The sequence below is a fragment of the Gordonia sp. WA4-43 genome, from assembly GCF_020520305.1.
GTDB classification, from domain to species: Bacteria; Actinomycetota; Actinomycetes; order Mycobacteriales; family Mycobacteriaceae; genus Gordonia; species Gordonia hongkongensis.
On record NZ_CP084736.1, the window covers coordinates 1,871,375 to 1,887,284 of the forward strand.

14 protein-coding genes are annotated in these 15,910 nt (G+C 68.3%); 4 read left to right on the top strand and 10 right to left on the bottom strand.

From position 1 onward, the window contains the following. Positions 1-9: 9 nt before the first annotated feature. Positions 10-387: a cupin domain-containing protein gene (locus LEL84_RS08550; RefSeq protein ID WP_226513801.1), complete on the bottom strand. Its 378-nt coding sequence runs from the start codon at positions 385-387 to the stop codon at positions 10-12. Positions 388-543: 156 nt separating this feature from the next. On the opposite strand from LEL84_RS08550, the gene LEL84_RS08555 reads away from it, so the two are divergent. The 4 genes from LEL84_RS08555 (at position 544) to rsgA (ending at position 3,592) form a co-directional block, all read left to right on the top strand. Further along, positions 544-777, top strand: a complete 234-nt coding sequence (locus tag LEL84_RS08555) for a hypothetical protein (RefSeq protein WP_211538392.1) — start codon at positions 544-546, stop codon at positions 775-777. Continuing rightward, the gene (locus tag LEL84_RS08560) at positions 778-1,161 is read left to right on the top strand and encodes a VOC family protein (protein ID WP_058251932.1); all 384 of its coding nucleotides are present in this window, start codon (positions 778-780) and stop codon (positions 1,159-1,161) included. Between the two features lie 72 nt (positions 1,162-1,233). Beyond that, positions 1,234-2,535, top strand: a complete 1,302-nt coding sequence (gene aroA / locus LEL84_RS08565; RefSeq protein ID WP_226513802.1) for a 3-phosphoshikimate 1-carboxyvinyltransferase — start codon at positions 1,234-1,236, stop codon at positions 2,533-2,535. Positions 2,536-2,557: 22 nt separating this feature from the next. Next, positions 2,558-3,592 (top strand): ribosome small subunit-dependent GTPase A, encoded by a 1,035-nt coding sequence (rsgA, locus tag LEL84_RS08570; RefSeq protein ID WP_226513803.1) that lies wholly within the window; start codon positions 2,558-2,560, stop codon positions 3,590-3,592. 12 nt (positions 3,593-3,604) lie between these two features. Here the strand turns inward: rsgA and LEL84_RS08575 are convergent, their stop codons facing one another. The 9 genes from LEL84_RS08575 to hpf all read right to left on the bottom strand — a co-directional run bounded on the left by LEL84_RS08575 (position 3,605) and on the right by hpf (position 15,636). Next, a complete protein-coding gene (locus LEL84_RS08575) occupies positions 3,605-4,804 on the bottom strand; it encodes a fatty acid desaturase family protein (RefSeq protein WP_226513804.1) in 1,200 nt (399 codons plus the stop codon). A gap of 72 nt (positions 4,805-4,876) precedes the next feature. Continuing rightward, positions 4,877-6,220, bottom strand: a complete 1,344-nt coding sequence (locus LEL84_RS08580; protein WP_065631850.1) for a fatty acid desaturase family protein — start codon at positions 6,218-6,220, stop codon at positions 4,877-4,879. Positions 6,221-6,452: 232 nt separating this feature from the next. Further along, positions 6,453-7,571 carry a GNAT family N-acetyltransferase gene (locus LEL84_RS08585; RefSeq protein WP_137810661.1) on the bottom strand — a complete coding sequence of 373 codons (1,119 nt, stop codon included), beginning with the start codon at positions 7,569-7,571 and terminating at the stop codon, positions 6,453-6,455. A gap of 106 nt (positions 7,572-7,677) precedes the next feature. Further along, the gene (locus LEL84_RS08590) at positions 7,678-8,793 is read right to left on the bottom strand and encodes a ferredoxin reductase (protein WP_226513805.1); all 1,116 of its coding nucleotides are present in this window, start codon (positions 8,791-8,793) and stop codon (positions 7,678-7,680) included. A 76-nt stretch (positions 8,794-8,869) separates the two neighbouring features. Continuing rightward, the gene (locus tag LEL84_RS08595) at positions 8,870-9,436 is read right to left on the bottom strand and encodes a DUF6912 family protein (RefSeq protein ID WP_226513806.1); all 567 of its coding nucleotides are present in this window, start codon (positions 9,434-9,436) and stop codon (positions 8,870-8,872) included. Between the two features lie 66 nt (positions 9,437-9,502). After that, positions 9,503-10,993: a wax ester/triacylglycerol synthase domain-containing protein gene (locus tag LEL84_RS08600; protein ID WP_058251939.1), complete on the bottom strand. Its 1,491-nt coding sequence runs from the start codon at positions 10,991-10,993 to the stop codon at positions 9,503-9,505. Between the two features lie 55 nt (positions 10,994-11,048). Beyond that, complete coding sequence (locus LEL84_RS08605; RefSeq protein ID WP_319005263.1) at positions 11,049-11,570, bottom strand: Rv3235 family protein; 522 nt, start codon at positions 11,568-11,570, stop codon at positions 11,049-11,051. Positions 11,571-11,833: 263 nt separating this feature from the next. Beyond that, positions 11,834-14,662: a preprotein translocase subunit SecA gene (secA, locus tag LEL84_RS08610; protein ID WP_058251941.1), complete on the bottom strand. Its 2,829-nt coding sequence runs from the start codon at positions 14,660-14,662 to the stop codon at positions 11,834-11,836. A 152-nt stretch (positions 14,663-14,814) separates the two neighbouring features. Further along, positions 14,815-15,636, bottom strand: coding sequence for a ribosome hibernation-promoting factor, HPF/YfiA family (gene hpf, locus LEL84_RS08615; protein WP_058251942.1), 822 nt, complete (start codon positions 15,634-15,636; stop codon positions 14,815-14,817). Positions 15,637-15,910 lie beyond the last annotated feature (274 nt).

Sequence of the window (15,910 nt, forward strand, 5' to 3'; positions counted from 1 at the left end):
GGTCGGTCGTCACCCGGTCTGCTGTTTGGCGTAGTTGCTGGCGCCGTAGAAGTCCACGAGGACCACGGGTTCGTCGCCGACCACCCAGGCGTCGTGGCCGGACGGCAGGGACGTGATCGATCCCGGCCCGGCGTCGAACTCGGTGCCGTCGGCCATCACGACGTGGATGACCCCGGACACGTGGTACTGGAAGTGCGGTGCCTCGCACAGTTCGGTACCGGCGATCGGTTTGACGTCGACCGACCATCGCCAGCCCGGTTCCAGGGTCAGCCGGCCGATGTCCGACGTCCCAACGGTGAGTAGCTCCACCTGCCCGTGCCCGAAGGTGCGCACCTCGTCGGGTTCGGCGAAGGCGCGGTGTTCGGTTCGGTGCTCGATGCTGGTCATGATCCCTCCCGGTGATCGCGTACGAAACGCCCGACCCCGACGACAACGGTAGGCCGCCGACCTTGCGTTTGTACTGCGACGACCGCACGATCGCGCAACGGTCGGGCCGCTCCCGAATCCCGCGCACCGCGCCCGGTTCGGCCTATCGTGGAACCCATGTCCCCCAGTTCTGATCCCGAGCCGATCGACGACGACGGGCGCATCGTCGACCCCGACCTCCCGCACGAGTGGCCGCACGATTCCGCGTTCGCGTTCGGCGATTCGACGCCCATCGGCGAGACGGAACGGCTGGCCCGCGAACGGGCCGCGTACGAGGCCGCGAGCCACGGGAGCGACCTCAACCGCGGACACGCCCTGGGCGGCTCCGCCGGCACCACCGAGGGGCAGTAGATGGAGGTCCTGGCCAGCCGGGTGCTCCTGCTCTCGGCCGACCCCGAACGCCTGCAGTCGTTCTACCGCGAGCGGCTCGGTCTGCCGGTCCACCGCGAGTATCCGGGTGGTGTCGTGTTCTTCGCCGGCAACGGGCTCATCGAGATCTCGTCGCACATGAAGACCGACGAGCCGGCCCCGTCCAGCGATTCGGTTCTCTGGCTTCAGGTCCGGGATGCCGAGGCCGTCGCCGACGAGTTCCGCGACCGTGGCGTTCCCGTGACCCGCGAGCCGCGCACCGAGCCGTGGGGTCTCATCGAGATGCACGCGACCGATCCCGACGGCCGGACCCTGATCGTCGTCCAGATCCCCGCCGATCACCCGCTGCGCAAGGACACGCGATAGATCGGGATCCCATCGCCGTGGACGGCCCATCGGCGCCGGGGAACGTGAGCACCCCATGACAGACTGGACGCCATGAGTTCCTGGAACGCGCCGACGATCACCGAAGGCGGCCGCGATGCCCCCGCCGGAGGCGGCCTGGATGCAACCGTGGAGTTGCCGGGTTCCAAGTCGATCACCAACCGCGCTCTCGTCCTCGCCGCCCTCGCCGACGGGCCGTCGACCGTCCGTGGAACCCTCCGGAGCCGCGACACGAACCTGATGCTCGCCGCGCTCGAGGCCCTGGGCGCCGAGATCCGCATCGACCCCGCGAGCGAGACCACGGTCTCGATCGTGCCCGGACCCCTGCGGGGTGCCGCGATCGACTGCGGCCTCGCCGGGACCGTGATGCGGTTCCTGCCGCCGGCCGCGGCCCTGGCCACCGGGCGCGTGGTCTTCGACGGCGATCCCCACGCGCGCGAACGGCCGCAGACCACCATCCTCGACGCGTTGCGCGGGCTGGGTGTCGCCGTCGACGGCGATCGATTGCCGTTCACCATCGACGCCACCGGCACCGTGCCCGGCGGCGAGGTCACCATCGACGCATCCGGGTCATCGCAGTTCGTATCGGGGCTCCTGCTCTCGGCGGCGCGTTTCGACGCCGGCGTCGTGGTCCGGCATGTCGGCGCGGCCGTCCCGTCGACCCCGCACATCGACATGACCGTGGAGATGCTGGCGACGGCCGGCGTCGTCGTCGACACCTCCGAACCGAATGTCTGGCGCGTTGCCCCGGGACCGATCGCGGCCGTCGACTGGACGGTCGAGCCCGACCTGTCGAATGCGGCCGCGTTCCTCGCCGCGGCCGCCGTCACCGGCGGTACCGTGCGGGTGCCGTACTGGCCCGCCGTGACCACCCAGCCCGGTGCACGGATCGCGGACGTCCTCGCCGCGATGGGTTGTGCCGTCGAGCATCTCGACGGCACGCTGTCGGTTCGCGGACCCGCGGTACTCAAGGCCGTCGACCTCGACCTCCGCGACATCGGTGAACTCACCCCCACCATCGCCGCGCTGTGCGCGCTCGCCGACGGGGAGTCGGTGCTGTCCGGAATCGCCCATCTCCGCGGCCACGAGACCGACCGGCTCGCCGCGCTCACCACCGAGATCACCCGCCTGGGTGGGACATGCGCCGAAACCGGCGACGGACTGCGCATCACCGGCACCGCCGGTTCCCCGTTACGCGGGGGTACCTGGGAGTCCTACGCCGACCACCGGATGGCCACCGCCGGAGCAATTGTCGGCCTGGTGACACCCGGTGTGGTGGTCGCCGACATCGAGACGACGAGCAAGACGCTGCCGGACTTCCCGGGGATGTGGCAGCAGATGCTGGGGCGCGCATGAGCTCTCGAGGACAGGCGCGCCGTTGAGTCGCCGCGCGGCGAGCTACGACGAATCCGACGTCCGGGTCCGTCCCGGGAAGGGCACCCGACCGCGCACCAAGACGCGACCGTCGCACGACGACGCCGAGCAGGGCATGGTGGTCTCGGTCGATCGCGGTCGCTGGGGCGTGGTGCTCGACGGCGACCCGGATCGGCGCGTCGTCGCGATGCGCGCCCGCGAACTGGGTCGCACCCCGATCGTCGTCGGCGACGACGTGTCGGTGGTGGGCGACCTGTCCGGCCGGCCCGACACGCTGGCGCGCATCGTCCGGGTGGCCGATCGTCGAACGGTGTTGCGCCGCACCGCCGATGACTCCGATCCCTACGAGCGGATCGTCGTGGCGAATGCCGATGCGCTCCTCATCGTGACCGCCATGGCGGATCCGCCGCCGCGCACCGGATTCGTCGAACGCGCACTGGCCGCGGCCTATGTGGGCGGCCTGTCCCCCATTCTGTGCCTGACGAAATCGGATCTCGCCGATCCCGCCGAATTCACCGCGGCCTTTGCCGATCTCGACCTGCCGGTGGTGTGCGCGGGCCGCGACGACCCGCTCGACGAGATCCTGTCGACGTTGCGCGGTCGGATCACCGCGTTCATCGGCCACTCCGGGGTGGGCAAGTCCACTCTGGTCAATCGTCTCGTCCCGGACGCATATCGGGCGACCGGCGTGGTGTCGGGAGTGGGCAAGGGCCGGCACACGTCCACCCAGTCGGTGGCGTTGGCCCTGCCCGATGACGCCGGCCCGCGTGGCTGGGTCATCGACACCCCCGGCATCCGATCGTTCGGACTCGCGCACGTCGGACCCGACGACATCGTCGCCGCCTTCGACGATCTGCACGCCGCCATCGAGGAATGTCCCCGCGGCTGTACACATCTGGGTCCACCGGCCGATCCAGAATGCAAGCTCGACGAGCTGACCGGTCACTCGTATCGTCGCGCGATGGCCGTGCGCCACCTCCTGGTGGCGGTCAGCGGCGGTGAGGGCGACGCGTCCGAGGAGCCACGGACAGCGGAGTGACCGAGTGGCGTGCTACCGCCGGCGACGCCGGGCGCGCAGCTCGCGGATCGCGGTCTTGAGGCCGGCGGCGCGGGGGGTCATCCCGGCGAAACGCCGCTCCGACGCGGTTTCCGGGGCATCATCGGCGGTGTCGCGCAGAAACGAGTCGGGCAGGGCCAGCTTGTTGATCGTGCGCAGCGTCTGAAGATACTGCAGCACAATCGATCCCGTGGTGTAGGGCAGATCGTACTTGTCGCACAGCGCGCGCACCCGCACCGCGATCTCCGCGTACCGGTTGCTCGGCAGGTCCGGGTACAGATGGTGTTCGATCTGGTAGCAGAGATTCCCGCTGAAGAAGGCCATCGCGGGCCCGGCGTCGAAGTTCGCCGTACCGAGCATCTGGCGCAGGTACCACTGGCCCTGCGTCTCGTTCTCGAGCGACTCCGCGGTGAACTTCTCCGCGCCGTCCGGGAAATGACCACAGAAGATGACGACGTAGGCCCACACGTTGCGGATCAGATTGGCACTGAGGTTCGCGGTCAGCGTGTGCTTAAAATTCGGTCCCGACAGCGCGGGGAACAGGACATAGTCCTTGGCCAACTGCTTGCCGACCTTGCGCGCGAACACCTTCAGCTGCGGGATCGCGACCTCTTTGGGCTTCTTCCCCGAGATCGCGTCCTTGATGTCGAGGTCGTGCAAACCGATGCCCCACTCGAACAGCGCCGCGAGCAGGATGTTGGTGACCGGCTGGAGGAGCTGCTTGGGCTCCCACGGTTCGTCCCGCGTGACCCGCAACGTCTTGTAACCGACGTCGTGGTCCATGTCGAGGACGTTGGTGTACTTGTGATGGATGTAGTTGTGGGAGTGCTTCCAGTGCGGCGCCGCGCACACCATGTCCCACTCCCAGGTGGTCGAGTGGACCTCCGGGTCGTTCATCCAGTCCCACTGCCCGTGCATCACATTGTGCCCGAGCTCCATGTTCTCGATGATCTTCGACAGCGCGAGCGCTCCGGTGCCCAGCAGCCAGAGCGGCCGGGAACGGCTGCCCATGAGAGCCGCGCGGCCCGCGACCTCGAGAGCACGGTGCGCCAAGATGGTGCGCCGCAGATACCGGACGTCGCGCATGCCGCGGTCCGCCTCGATCTCACGGCGGAGCGCGTCGAGCTCGGCACCGAGTGCTTCCACGTCGGCGTCGGTCAGGTGCGCGTACTCGTTGATATCAGTGATTGCCATTGCGCCTCATTATGCCCCTGTCGGGGCCACTGCCTTGGTCTCGATGTGTGCCGGCCGTCTGACCTGCGCCGATCAGGCGGCCTGCTCGTCGGAGCGGGCGGCCGACGTATCGACACCGATTCGGGAACGAAGCGAGCGGAGCGAACCCTGGTCTCGCCGCCGGGAGCGGAGCGACGCAATGGCCGAGCGGAGTCCCCGGCGCGCGCCGGTCGTCTCGTCGATCGTCGCCTGCAGACGCGCACCTTCCGGCAGGCCCTGCTTGAAGCGGCGTTCGGAAGCGGTCTCGGGTGCGTCGTCCGCGGTCGCCGACAGGTACTTGTCCGGCAACGAGAGCTTGGCGATGGTCCGCCACGCCTTCGCGTACTGCACCGGGAACGGACCCGAGGTGTACGGGAGGTCGTACTTGTCGCACAGGGCCCGCACGCGCACCGCGATCTCGGCGTACCGGTTGCTGGGGAGATCGGGGAAGATATGGTGCTCGATCTGGTACGACAGGTTCCCGCTCATGAAGGCCAGCGGGAATCCGGCGTCGAAGTTGGCGCTGCCGAGCATCTGGCGCAGGTACCACTCCGCCTGCGTCTCGTTGTCGATGTCCTGCTTGGTGAACTTCTCCGCGCCGTCCGGGAAGTGACCGCAGAAGATGACTGCGTTGCTCCACACGTTGCGGATGACGTTGCCGAGCGCGGTCGCGGTCGCAGCCTTGGCGTACGCGCGGCCGTACCCGACCTTGTGCCCGGTGGCGGCACTGACCAGCGCCGGGTACGCGAGGTAGTCCTTGGCGACCTGCTTGCCGATCTTCGACAGGACCTCGTTGCGATTGCGCCGGAACTCTTCCTGGGCCTCCGGGGTCTTGCGCTTCTTGCCCAGCTCGAGATGCTGCACGGCGACCCCGTATTGGAAGGCGAGCGCGAGAATCGTGTTGTAGACGAGATTTCCGTAGTTGAACGGACGCCACCGCTGATCGCGCGTGACGCGCAGCAGTCCGTAGCCCACATCGTCGTCCATGCCCAGCACGTTCGTGTACTTGTGATGGATGTAGTTGTGGGTGTGCTTCCAGTGCGCCGACGGGTCGGTGTTGTCCCACTCCCAGGTGGTGCTGTGCACCTCCGGGTCGTTCATCCAGTCCCACTGCCCGTGCATCACGTTGTGCCCGAGCTCCATGTTCTCGACGATCTTCGCGACGCCGAGGGCGCACGCACCCGCCCACCAGGCCGACTTCCGAGTCGAACCGAACAGCAGGGCGCGGCCGGTGACCTCCAGCCCGCGCTGGAACCGGATCGTGTTGCGCAGGTACCGCGCATCCCGCTCACCACGGTCGGCTTCGATGTCGGCGCGGATCGCGTCGAGTTCGGCTCCCAATGCGGCCACGTCGGACTCGGTCAGGTGCGCGTATTCGGGGATGTCAGAGATCGCCATACGTGTGGTTCCCTTCGCCGGTGGTCGGTCGATGGCGCGACTTCGAGGTGCGCGTGTCGACCACTGCCTACGCCTACGTTTCCGTAACTTACGCAAGCGTAGGTTGGCGACGGCGTCGTGTCCAGTGAGTGTGACGAACCGGGACTCAACCGATCAACGGAACGGGTTCCGTGCCGGCGAGGAAGCTGCACAATCGACGCGAGACACAGGATGGTCGACGGGGCGGGACCAGTCAGTCCTTGCGGTCGGCCTCGTAGTCGTCGCGGAACAGCTCGAATCCCACGAGGTCCTCGAAGACGCCGTCGGACCGGGCGGCGAGTTTCTGTGTGCCGAACTCGCGGAAGCCGGCGATGCGGGCGAGCTTCTTGCTGCCCTCGTTGCTGTCGGCGGCGAAGAGGGTGAGGCGGCGGAACCCCAGCTTGTCGAAGGCGTACCGGACCGCAGCCGGAAATGCTTCGCCCAAAACGCCTTTGCCGCGGGCCTCGGGGTGGGTGTAGAAACCCGCCTCGGCGCCGGTGACCTCGTCGATGTGCAGCAGGGTGATGTCGCCCAGGTAGTCGTCGGTCTCGCGATCCGCCACCGCCCAAGTGCATGTCGTGCCCTGCGCGGCCGTCCACCACTTGCGGAGGCGTTCGGCCGCAGCGTGTTCGAGTTCCAGCGGATCGGGGCGCGCGAACAGATACTTGCGCGACACCGGGTCGTCGAGCGTCTCCCGGATGCGCGGATCGTCGGTCTCCGCGAGCGGCCGCAGGCGGAAGCGCTCGGTCTCGAACACGTCTGTCCGCCAATCGGTCTTGGGATGCTGAGGATCGCCTGCGTGCAGCGATCCCACCCAGGCGTCGCGTATGTGACCGCGCACCTCGATGCCGTTGGGGACCGCGGCGTCGAGACGGAAACCGCAGGAGTGGGCCACCCGCAGCGCGTCGATGTTGCCGGCGACGGTCGTCCATCGGACGACCTCTTTGTCCGCCTCGGTGAACGCGTAGTTGACGGCCAGCAGGACGGCGCGCTTCATCACCCCCCACCCTCGGGCGTCGGGGTGCAGGTCGTAGCTGAGTCGGGTGAGTGGTCCCTCGCCCTCGATGTCGACGGTGCCGACGAACCGGCCGTCGAATTCGACGGCCCACAACATCCGGGTGCCCTTCGCCCAGCTACGCGGCGCGTAATCGAGGGCGAAACGCTCGGCTGCCGCACGACTGTAGGGCGCCGGTATCGGGGTCCACCGCATCATGGCCGGGTCCGCCGCGAGTTCGACCATGCGGTCGAGGTCGTGGGGCTCATGCGGCCGCAGGGTGACGCCTCCGTCGCTCAGGACGGGGATCTCGCTGGGGACCGGGACCTCAGCGGTCACTGGTGCCTTCGCCGGCGTTTCCACAGAACAGATTCCTCTCGCCACGCACGTCGTTCACCCTACCGGCTCACCGATGCGCGCGAGCCACACGAGACGAAGACGCTGCTCAGACGGCGAGGGTGCAGTCCCCCGCCGCGGCGGAAACACAGGTCTGGATGCGCTCGCCCTCGACGTGTTCGACGCCCGAACGCAGGTCGCGCACGCATCCCTTGTCGAGCATGACCACGCAGCTCTGGCAGATCCCCATCCGGCATCCGAACGGCATCATCGCGCCCGCGGTCTCCCCCGCCTCGAGCAACGTGGTCGCACCGTCGACGACCGCCGACTTCCCGGACCGCGAGAACGTGACGGTGCCGCCCTGGGCCCCGACGACGCCGCGTTCGAGGGCGAACCGCTCGATGTGCAACTGCTCGGTCAGGTGCGCCTCCGCGTAGAGGCGCTGCAGGCCGTCGAGGAACCCGGCGGGTCCGCACGCCCAGGTCTGACGTTCGCGCCAGTCGGCGCAGAGGGACGGCAGCACGTCGGGAGTGATCTGCCCGTCGGTTCGCGTGTACTGCACGTGCAGGTCGACGACGCCGCTGTCCGCCACGTCTCGGAGTTCGTCGGCGAAGAGCAGATCGGCCGGCGTGGGCGTCGAGTGCACGAGTGTGATGTCGGTGCGCTGGTCGCGGTGTCGTGCGGTGCGCAGCATCGAGATGATGGGCGTGAGTCCGCTTCCGGCGGTCATGAAGAGAACCTTCGCCGGCAACGGGTCCGGCAGCACGAACTCCCCGCGCGGTGCGGCGAGCCGGACGACCGTGCCGGGCCGGAGACCGTTGACCAGGTGACTGGACAAGAAGCCCTCGGGCATCGCCTTGACCGTGATCGAGATCGTCTTGTCGTTCGCCGACGAGTCGGGGGTCGAGGTCAGCGAATAGGAACGCCACGCCCAGCGGCCCTCCATCAGGACGCCGATGCCGATGTACTGACCCGGGGCGTAGTCGAACGAGAAGCCCCAACCGGGTCGGATGCGGATCGTCGCGGTGTCCTCGGTCTCCTTGGTCACCGAGACGACCTTGCCGCGCAGCTCGCGGGCCGACCACAACGGATTCGCCAGGTGGAGATAGTCGTCGGGCAGGAGCGGCGTCGTGATCCGGGTGAGCGCGGCGCGGGCCCACTGCGAGCCGCGGCTGCAGGCCGCGACGCCGGAAACCGGTTCCTCGAACCTCTCGAGCAAACCCATCTCACTTACCGCCTTCGACGTCGGGGAACGTGTCGGAGCCACCATAACCTACGCAACCGTAGGTTAGTGGTTCGGTTCAGAGCAGCTCGAGGAGGAACGGCAGTTCCTGAGTCGCGTACCACGCGAGATCGAAGTCCTCGACGTCGCCGACCGCGAGTTCGGCATCGAGGTCACCCATGTCGGCGGCGTCGATGACCACCACGGCCGCACGGACCTTCGGCTCCGCCTCGGCGACGTCGACATGCACCGACGCGATCGCCGACACCGGGACGGGCCCGGCGATCTTGACCACCGCGTCGTCCAGGTCGGGACGCAGTGTCACGTCCGCCACGTCGGCCGCGACGACCACGCGCCGGGGCGGCAGACGCGGGGTGTCCGCGGGGTCGGTGACCGCCTCGTCGGCGACCAGTTCGGACTCGGACTCGCGGTCGCCGGCCTCCGGGGCCTCCCCGGCGAGCAGGCGCAGCGACGCACGCGCGGCCTCGCGCAGCGCGACCTCGGACAGCTCCTCGTCATCCCCGGAGACGAAGGCCTCACGCAGCGCGGGCGTCAGGGCGAAGCCCGTGCCGCCCAGCGGACGGAACTCGCCGTCGGCATCGAGCCGCAACAGCATCGCCAATGTCGCCGGCAGGTACACCCTCATTCGTCAACTACTCCCGTTCGGCCAGCGGTGGGGCTGGGTCAGCTCTTCTGGGTCAGCTCTTCTGGGTCAACTCTTCTGGGTCAACTCTTCGTGGGACTCGAAGACGTAGTCGGCCATCGCGGGCAGATCGGCGATGACTCCGCGGTCGGCGACGAAGGCGAAGTGCAGATGGTCACGGTACTCGACGACGCTGATCGCCAGCGCACGCTGCGACACGAGGGTGGGAATCGAGAAGACCTGGCGCACCGGTGCGCCGAGGACGAAACGGTCCGGCACCGGCGACGTGCTCATCGCCACCGGCACGTTGTACGCACGGCTGTTCAGCGACCGGAACGCCCGAGAGCTGATCTCCGGGAACGGCACCACACCCAGTTCGGGGAAGAGCGGGCTGGGACCGAGAGTCATCCGGCGCGGCGACTGCGCATATCGGTCGGCCAGGCCGGCCACCTGCGCCAGCCGAACGGCCGGATTACTCTCCCCCACCGGCAGATCGGTGACGAAACTCGGTTTGCCGACCCCGATCCACCCGGGTTCCGGCTCGGCCGTGCGCTCGACACCCGGGTCGCGTGCTGACAGCGGCACGACGACCCGCACGGTGTCGGCAGGGACCTCGGCCGGATCGAACGACAGCATCCACTTGCGCATGACGCCGGAGATGATGGCCAGCTCGACGTCGTTGATGGTGCAACCGTGATGCTCGGCGACCTTTGCGCACCCCCGTCGCGGCAGTGCGACGGTGGTGAAGGACCGGGTGGTGGTGCCCGCGTTGTTCAACGGACTGCGTGGCGCCGAATCGGTCAGTTGCGACACCACGTCCCCCACGCGCCGCACGGTCGTGCCGACGGCGGACCGCATCTCGGACACGATTCCGTTGCCGTGGAGCACCGTGTCCACGAGGTCGCCCGGACGCGCGAGCGCCTCGGCGAGGGCACCGGCGACGAGATGGGTGCCGCCCGGCGGCCTGCCCGGCATCCACAACTCCTCCGGCAGCGGTTCCGCTGTCTCGGTGTCGTCGCAGATGACCTCACTGATCTCCCGGCTGCCCGCATCATCGATGAGGCATCGGTGCGACTTGGTCAGGATCGCGAGTCGGCCGTCGGCGAGACCCTCGATGAGATACATCTCCCAGAGCGGTCGCGTGCGGTCGAGCGGCCGCGACATCACCCGGGCGACGAGTTCGTCGACGTCGACGGCTCCACCGGGCCGCGGCAGACCCGCGCGACGGATGTGGAAGTTGATGTCGAAGTCGGGGTCGTCGACCCAGACCGGGCGCGCGAGCCCGAGCGTCACCTCGCGGACGACCTGGCGATACCGCGGGATGAGTTGAAGGCGGTTCTCGACCAGCGAGACCAGACCCGCGTAGTCGAGCGTCGACTGCCGGGACGCTCGCCTGGCCGCGTCGGACGCTTCGGATCCGGTGTCGCCCGATTCGGCGTTCTCCGAGGTCGCCTGCGCGGCCGCGGGATCGACGATCAGCAACGCCCCGAGGTGGGTCGTGGACCGCGAATCGTCGAGGAAGTAGTACATCGCGTCGCGGGGCGACAGACGGGTGACCACGACGCCGATCGTAGCCGTCGACGCGGATTTCCGTGGTCTGCGCAGGAGCTACCCGTCAGCCGAACTCGAGGGCCACCAGCTGCCACCGGTATTCCACTCGACCCAACGATCGCCGGCCTGGGTCCGCGGCGCCACGGACCCGGATCGGCTTGCGCTCGATGCGGCCCGCGAACGCCCGGGTCCGCCCACCCCCCTCGTACGAGCCGAACACTTCTGCGGCGCTGGGATCGCACACCTGGACGTGCACGCGCCGCAGCACATTCCCGGTCGACATCTGCGCCACCGGCGTCGATACGGTCCCCGGCGTCCCGGTTCCGGTCGACTCCGGAATCCGGAAGGCGTCGTGCCGGACGAGGGCTGCGACCTGGTCGGCGATCGCCGGCGACACGACGTCGCCGAGGTGCGCGACCGAGCGACGCCGATCGACCACCTCGAACAGCAGCCGGGACACCGCAACGGTGAAGCGGCGGGCCTCGGCCGCGGCGACCGCGGTCTTGCGCGCCGAACCGGCACCCGGAGCCGACCCCGGGAACGGCCGGATGGCCGTCGGAGTCGCGAGGCCGTGCGGTGCTGCCACCACCGGACCGGCGGGCTCGTACGGCGGCGCCGGACGAACCCGGACCCGCGGTGTCTGCTGCGACGGCCGCGATCCGTGCGGCCGCGACGTGCTCGTGGGTGCGAGTTCAGGACCCGCCAGGAGTGGACGCATGGGATTTGGACGCACGGGGCGGCGTCCCGGTTCCATCGAATCCGAGAAAAACGTCGACGGTCGGTCCCGGACTTCTCCGGGACCGACCGTCGGCGGTCACTGCTGGTGGCGGCACCCGCTTGGGGCGCCGGTCAGCGGCGCTGCTTCTTGGACTTCGGCGGCTTCGGCCGGGACCCCTTGGTGGTGGCGCGGGCCGCGGCGCGGCGCTCGCGACGGCTGGCGGATTCCGCGGCGCCCGAGAGCTCCTCCTCCTCGGAGTGCACGACCGTACCGCCGCCCTCGCCCGGGCCCGAGTATGTGACCGCCGCGTCCGCCGACTGAGTCGGGGCCCGCAGGGCGGCCGGGGCCTGAGCACCGGAGTCGGCGGCCGGAGCGGGAGCGGGCACCGGTGCCGGGGCACCCGCGCCCACGGCCGCGCGCAGGTCGGCAGCACTCGGGAGCGGTTGCTCGGCCGCCGGCTGCTGTGTCTGCACCTGCGCGTTGAACAGGATGCTCAGCGTCTCTTCCTTCAAGCCCTCGAGCATGCCGTGGAACATGTCGAAGCCCTCGCGCTGGTACTCGACGACCGGGTCACGCTGGGCCATCGAACGCAGGTGGATGCCCTCGCGCAGGTAGTCCATCTCGTACAGGTGGTCGCGCCACTTGCGGTCGAGCACGCTCAGCAACACGCTCCGTTCGAGCTGTCGCATCGCGCCCTCGCCGGCGATCGCGTCGATCTGCTTCTCACGGGTGTCGTACGCGGCGCGCGCGTCGGCGACGAGCTTCTCGCGCAGCTCGTCGGCCGAGATGTCATCGCGCTCGCCGTATTCGGACTCACCGACGACATCCTTCGGATCGAGCTCGATCGGGTACAGCGCACGCAGTGCGGTCCACAGCTCGTCGAGATCCCAGTCCTCGGCGTAACCCTCGGCGGTCGCACCGTCGACGTAGGCCCCGACGACGTCGTCGACCATCTGCTTGACCTGCTCGTGGTGATCCTCGCCCTCGAGGATGGTGCGGCGCTCGGCGTAGATGACCTTGCGCTGCTCGTTCATCACCTCGTCGTACTTGAGCACGTTCTTGCGCATCTCGAAGTTCTGCTGCTCGACCTGCGTCTGCGCGCTGCGGATCGCCTTGGTCACCATCTTCGCCTCGATGGGGACGTCGTCGGGCAGCCGGTTCATGATCGCCTCGAGCGCACCGCCGTTGAATCGACGCATGAGCTCGTCGGCGACCGACAGGTAGAACCGCGACTCACCCGGGTCGCCCTGGCGGCCGGAACGGCCGCGCAGCTGGTTGTCGATACGGCGTGACTCGTGGCGTTCGGTGCCCAGCACGTACAGACCGCCGGCCGCGCGGACCTCCTCGGCCTCCTTCGCGGCGTCGGTGCGGGCGACCTCGATGGCCTCGTCCCACGCGGCCTCGTACTCGTCGGGGGTCTGCACCGGGTCGAGACCGGCCTTGCGAAGCCGGGTGTCGGCGATGATGTCGGGGTTGCCGCCGAGCACGACGTCGGTACCGCGACCGGCCATGTTGGTGGCCACGGTGACCGCGCCGAGCCGACCCGCCTCGGCGATGATCTGCGCTTCCTGCTCGTGGAACTTCGCATTCAGGACGCTGTGCGGGATCTCGCGCTTCTTGAGCTGGCGGGAGAGGTATTCCGAACGCTCGACGCTGGTCGTACCGATCAGGACAGGCTGACCCGTCGCATGGCGCTCGGTGACGTCGTCGACGACCGCGGCGAACTTCGCCTCCTCGGTCTTGTAGATCAGGTCACCCTGGTCCTTGCGGATCATCGGCTTGTTGGTCGGGATCGGCAGCACCCCGAGCTTGTAGATCTGGTCGAACTCGGCGGCCTCGGTCTCGGCGGTACCGGTCATCCCGGACAGCTTCTCGTAGAGGCGGAAGTAGTTCTGCAGTGTGATCGTGGCGAGCGTCTGGTTCTCGGCCTTGATCTCGACGCCCTCTTTCGCCTCGATGGCCTGGTGCAGGCCCTCGTTGAAGCGACGCCCGTCGAGCACGCGGCCGGTGAACTCGTCGACGATCATGACGTTGCCGTTGCGGACGATGTAGTCCTTGTCGCGCTGGAACAGCTCCTTGACCTTGATCGCGTTGTTCAGGTAGCTGACCAGGGGCGAGTTGGCGGCCTCGTAGAGGTTGTCGATGCCGAGGCGGTCCTCGACGAACTCGACGCCGGCCTCGTGGACACCGACGGTCTTCTTCTTGATGTCGACCTCGTAGTGCACGTCGCGCTCGAGCAGCGGGGCGATCCGCGCGAACTCGGTGTACCACTTGCTCGACCCCTCGGCGGGGCCGGAGATGATCAACGGGGTACGGGCCTCGTCGACGAGGATCGAGTCGACCTCGTCGACGATCGCGTACGAGTGGCCGCGCTGGACGAGGTCCTCGAGCGAGTGCGCCATGTTGTCGCGCAGGTAGTCGAAGCCGAATTCGTTGTTCGTGCCGTAGGTGATGTCGGCGGCGTAGGCCTCGCGCCGCGCGGCCGAGCTCATGCCGGTGAGGATGACGGCGGTGTCGAGACCGAGGAACCGGTGCACGCGGCCCATCCACTCGGAGTCGCGCTTGGCCAGGTAGTCGTTGACGGTGACCACGTGCACGCCGTCGCCGGAGAGCGCGTTGAGGTAGGCCGGGAGCACACAGGTGAGCGTCTTGCCCTCACCGGTCTTCATCTCGGCGATGTTCCCGTAGTGCAGCGCCGCCCCGCCCATGATCTGCACGTGGAAGTGCTTCTGGTCGAGCACTCGCCACGCCGCCTCGCGGGCGACCGCGAAGGCCTCGGGCAGCAGCTCGTCGAGCGACGCCCCGTCGGCGATGCGCTCTTTGAACTCGTCTGTCTTGGCACGCAACTCGGCGTCGGTCAACGCCTCGACGTCATCGGACAGCGTCTCGACGTGCGATGCGATCGCATCGAGTCGCTTGACCATGCGGCCTTCGCCGACACGCAACAGCTTGTTCAGCACCGTGGATCGAGTCCCTCACCTGTAGAAAACACACGGAATCCGGCCCGCGCGAACGCACAGACCGGATCCCATGGTACCGAGGTGAGCTGAGCAGACCCTGATCGGATCGTCGGACATCGACCGGATGACCGCCTGCGGGGCCCGCTCGGGCGTCAGGTCAACCTGATGAGCCCGTAGTCGAAGGCGTGCCGGCGATAGACGACGGACGCCTTGTCGGTCTCCTTGTCGTGGAACAGGAAGAAGTCGTGGCCGACCAGTTCCATCTCGTAGAGCGCGTCGTCGACGGTCATCGGCACGGCCGTGTGCTCCTTCACGCGGACGATCTGACCGGGTGTGTATTCCTCCACGCCGTCGTCCCACTGTTCGGCGGAGTCGGCCGCCGTCGAGTTCGGATCACCGACGAAACCGTCCACGGAGAGCTGGTTGTCGCGGAGGGGCGGCGCTCCGATCTCGGTGGCTTCGGCGACCGAGAGCGGCCGACGGTTGCCGTGGTGGACACGCCGGCGGTCCTTGACGCGGCGCAGCCGGGACTCGACCTTGTCGAGCGCGTGTTCGAGGGCGGCGTAGAAGTTCTCGCCGCAGGCCTGCGCCCGGACGATCGGCCCCTTGCCCGTCGCGGTGATCTCCACCTGTTGACAGACCTTGGACTGTCTCCGGTTGCGCTCGTGGTTCAGCTCGACGTCGAATCGGTAGATGGTCGGATCGAATCGCTCGAGACGAGCGAGTTTGTCGCCGACGTAGATGCGGTAGTGGTCGGGGATCTCGACGTTGCGGCCGCTGAACACGACCTTCGCGGTGGGTTCGGCCGGCTCGTCGGCGTCCACCGTTCCCGGTGGGCGGACGAAGGCGAACTCCGGATCGTAGGAATCGTTCTCGGTTGATCGGCGGTCGGGCGCGGGACCCTCCTCCACGGTCGGCCGTGGGTCGGCGGTCTTCGGTTCGCGCTGGCCTTTGCGGTGGATGACTGTGGACATTCAACTACCTCCTGAATTGTCCCGAAGCCGATTGAATCGCCGTGATCTGTTGTCGCACTGGCGATTCGAACGGCACCGAGGATGTGTCCATGTCAGCTGACAGCTGACACTCAAAGACAGGGGCATCACCTCCCGGCAAAAGCGGTCGTGGCCGGCACACCTCGACGGCCTCCGGCAACCTGCTGTACCCCCGACCGTAGCCGCAAGTTCCGGTCTCGGCCACGTTTTGCGGCGCGGCGTCGGCATGTCGGGACGAACGGGCACGAGATCCTCC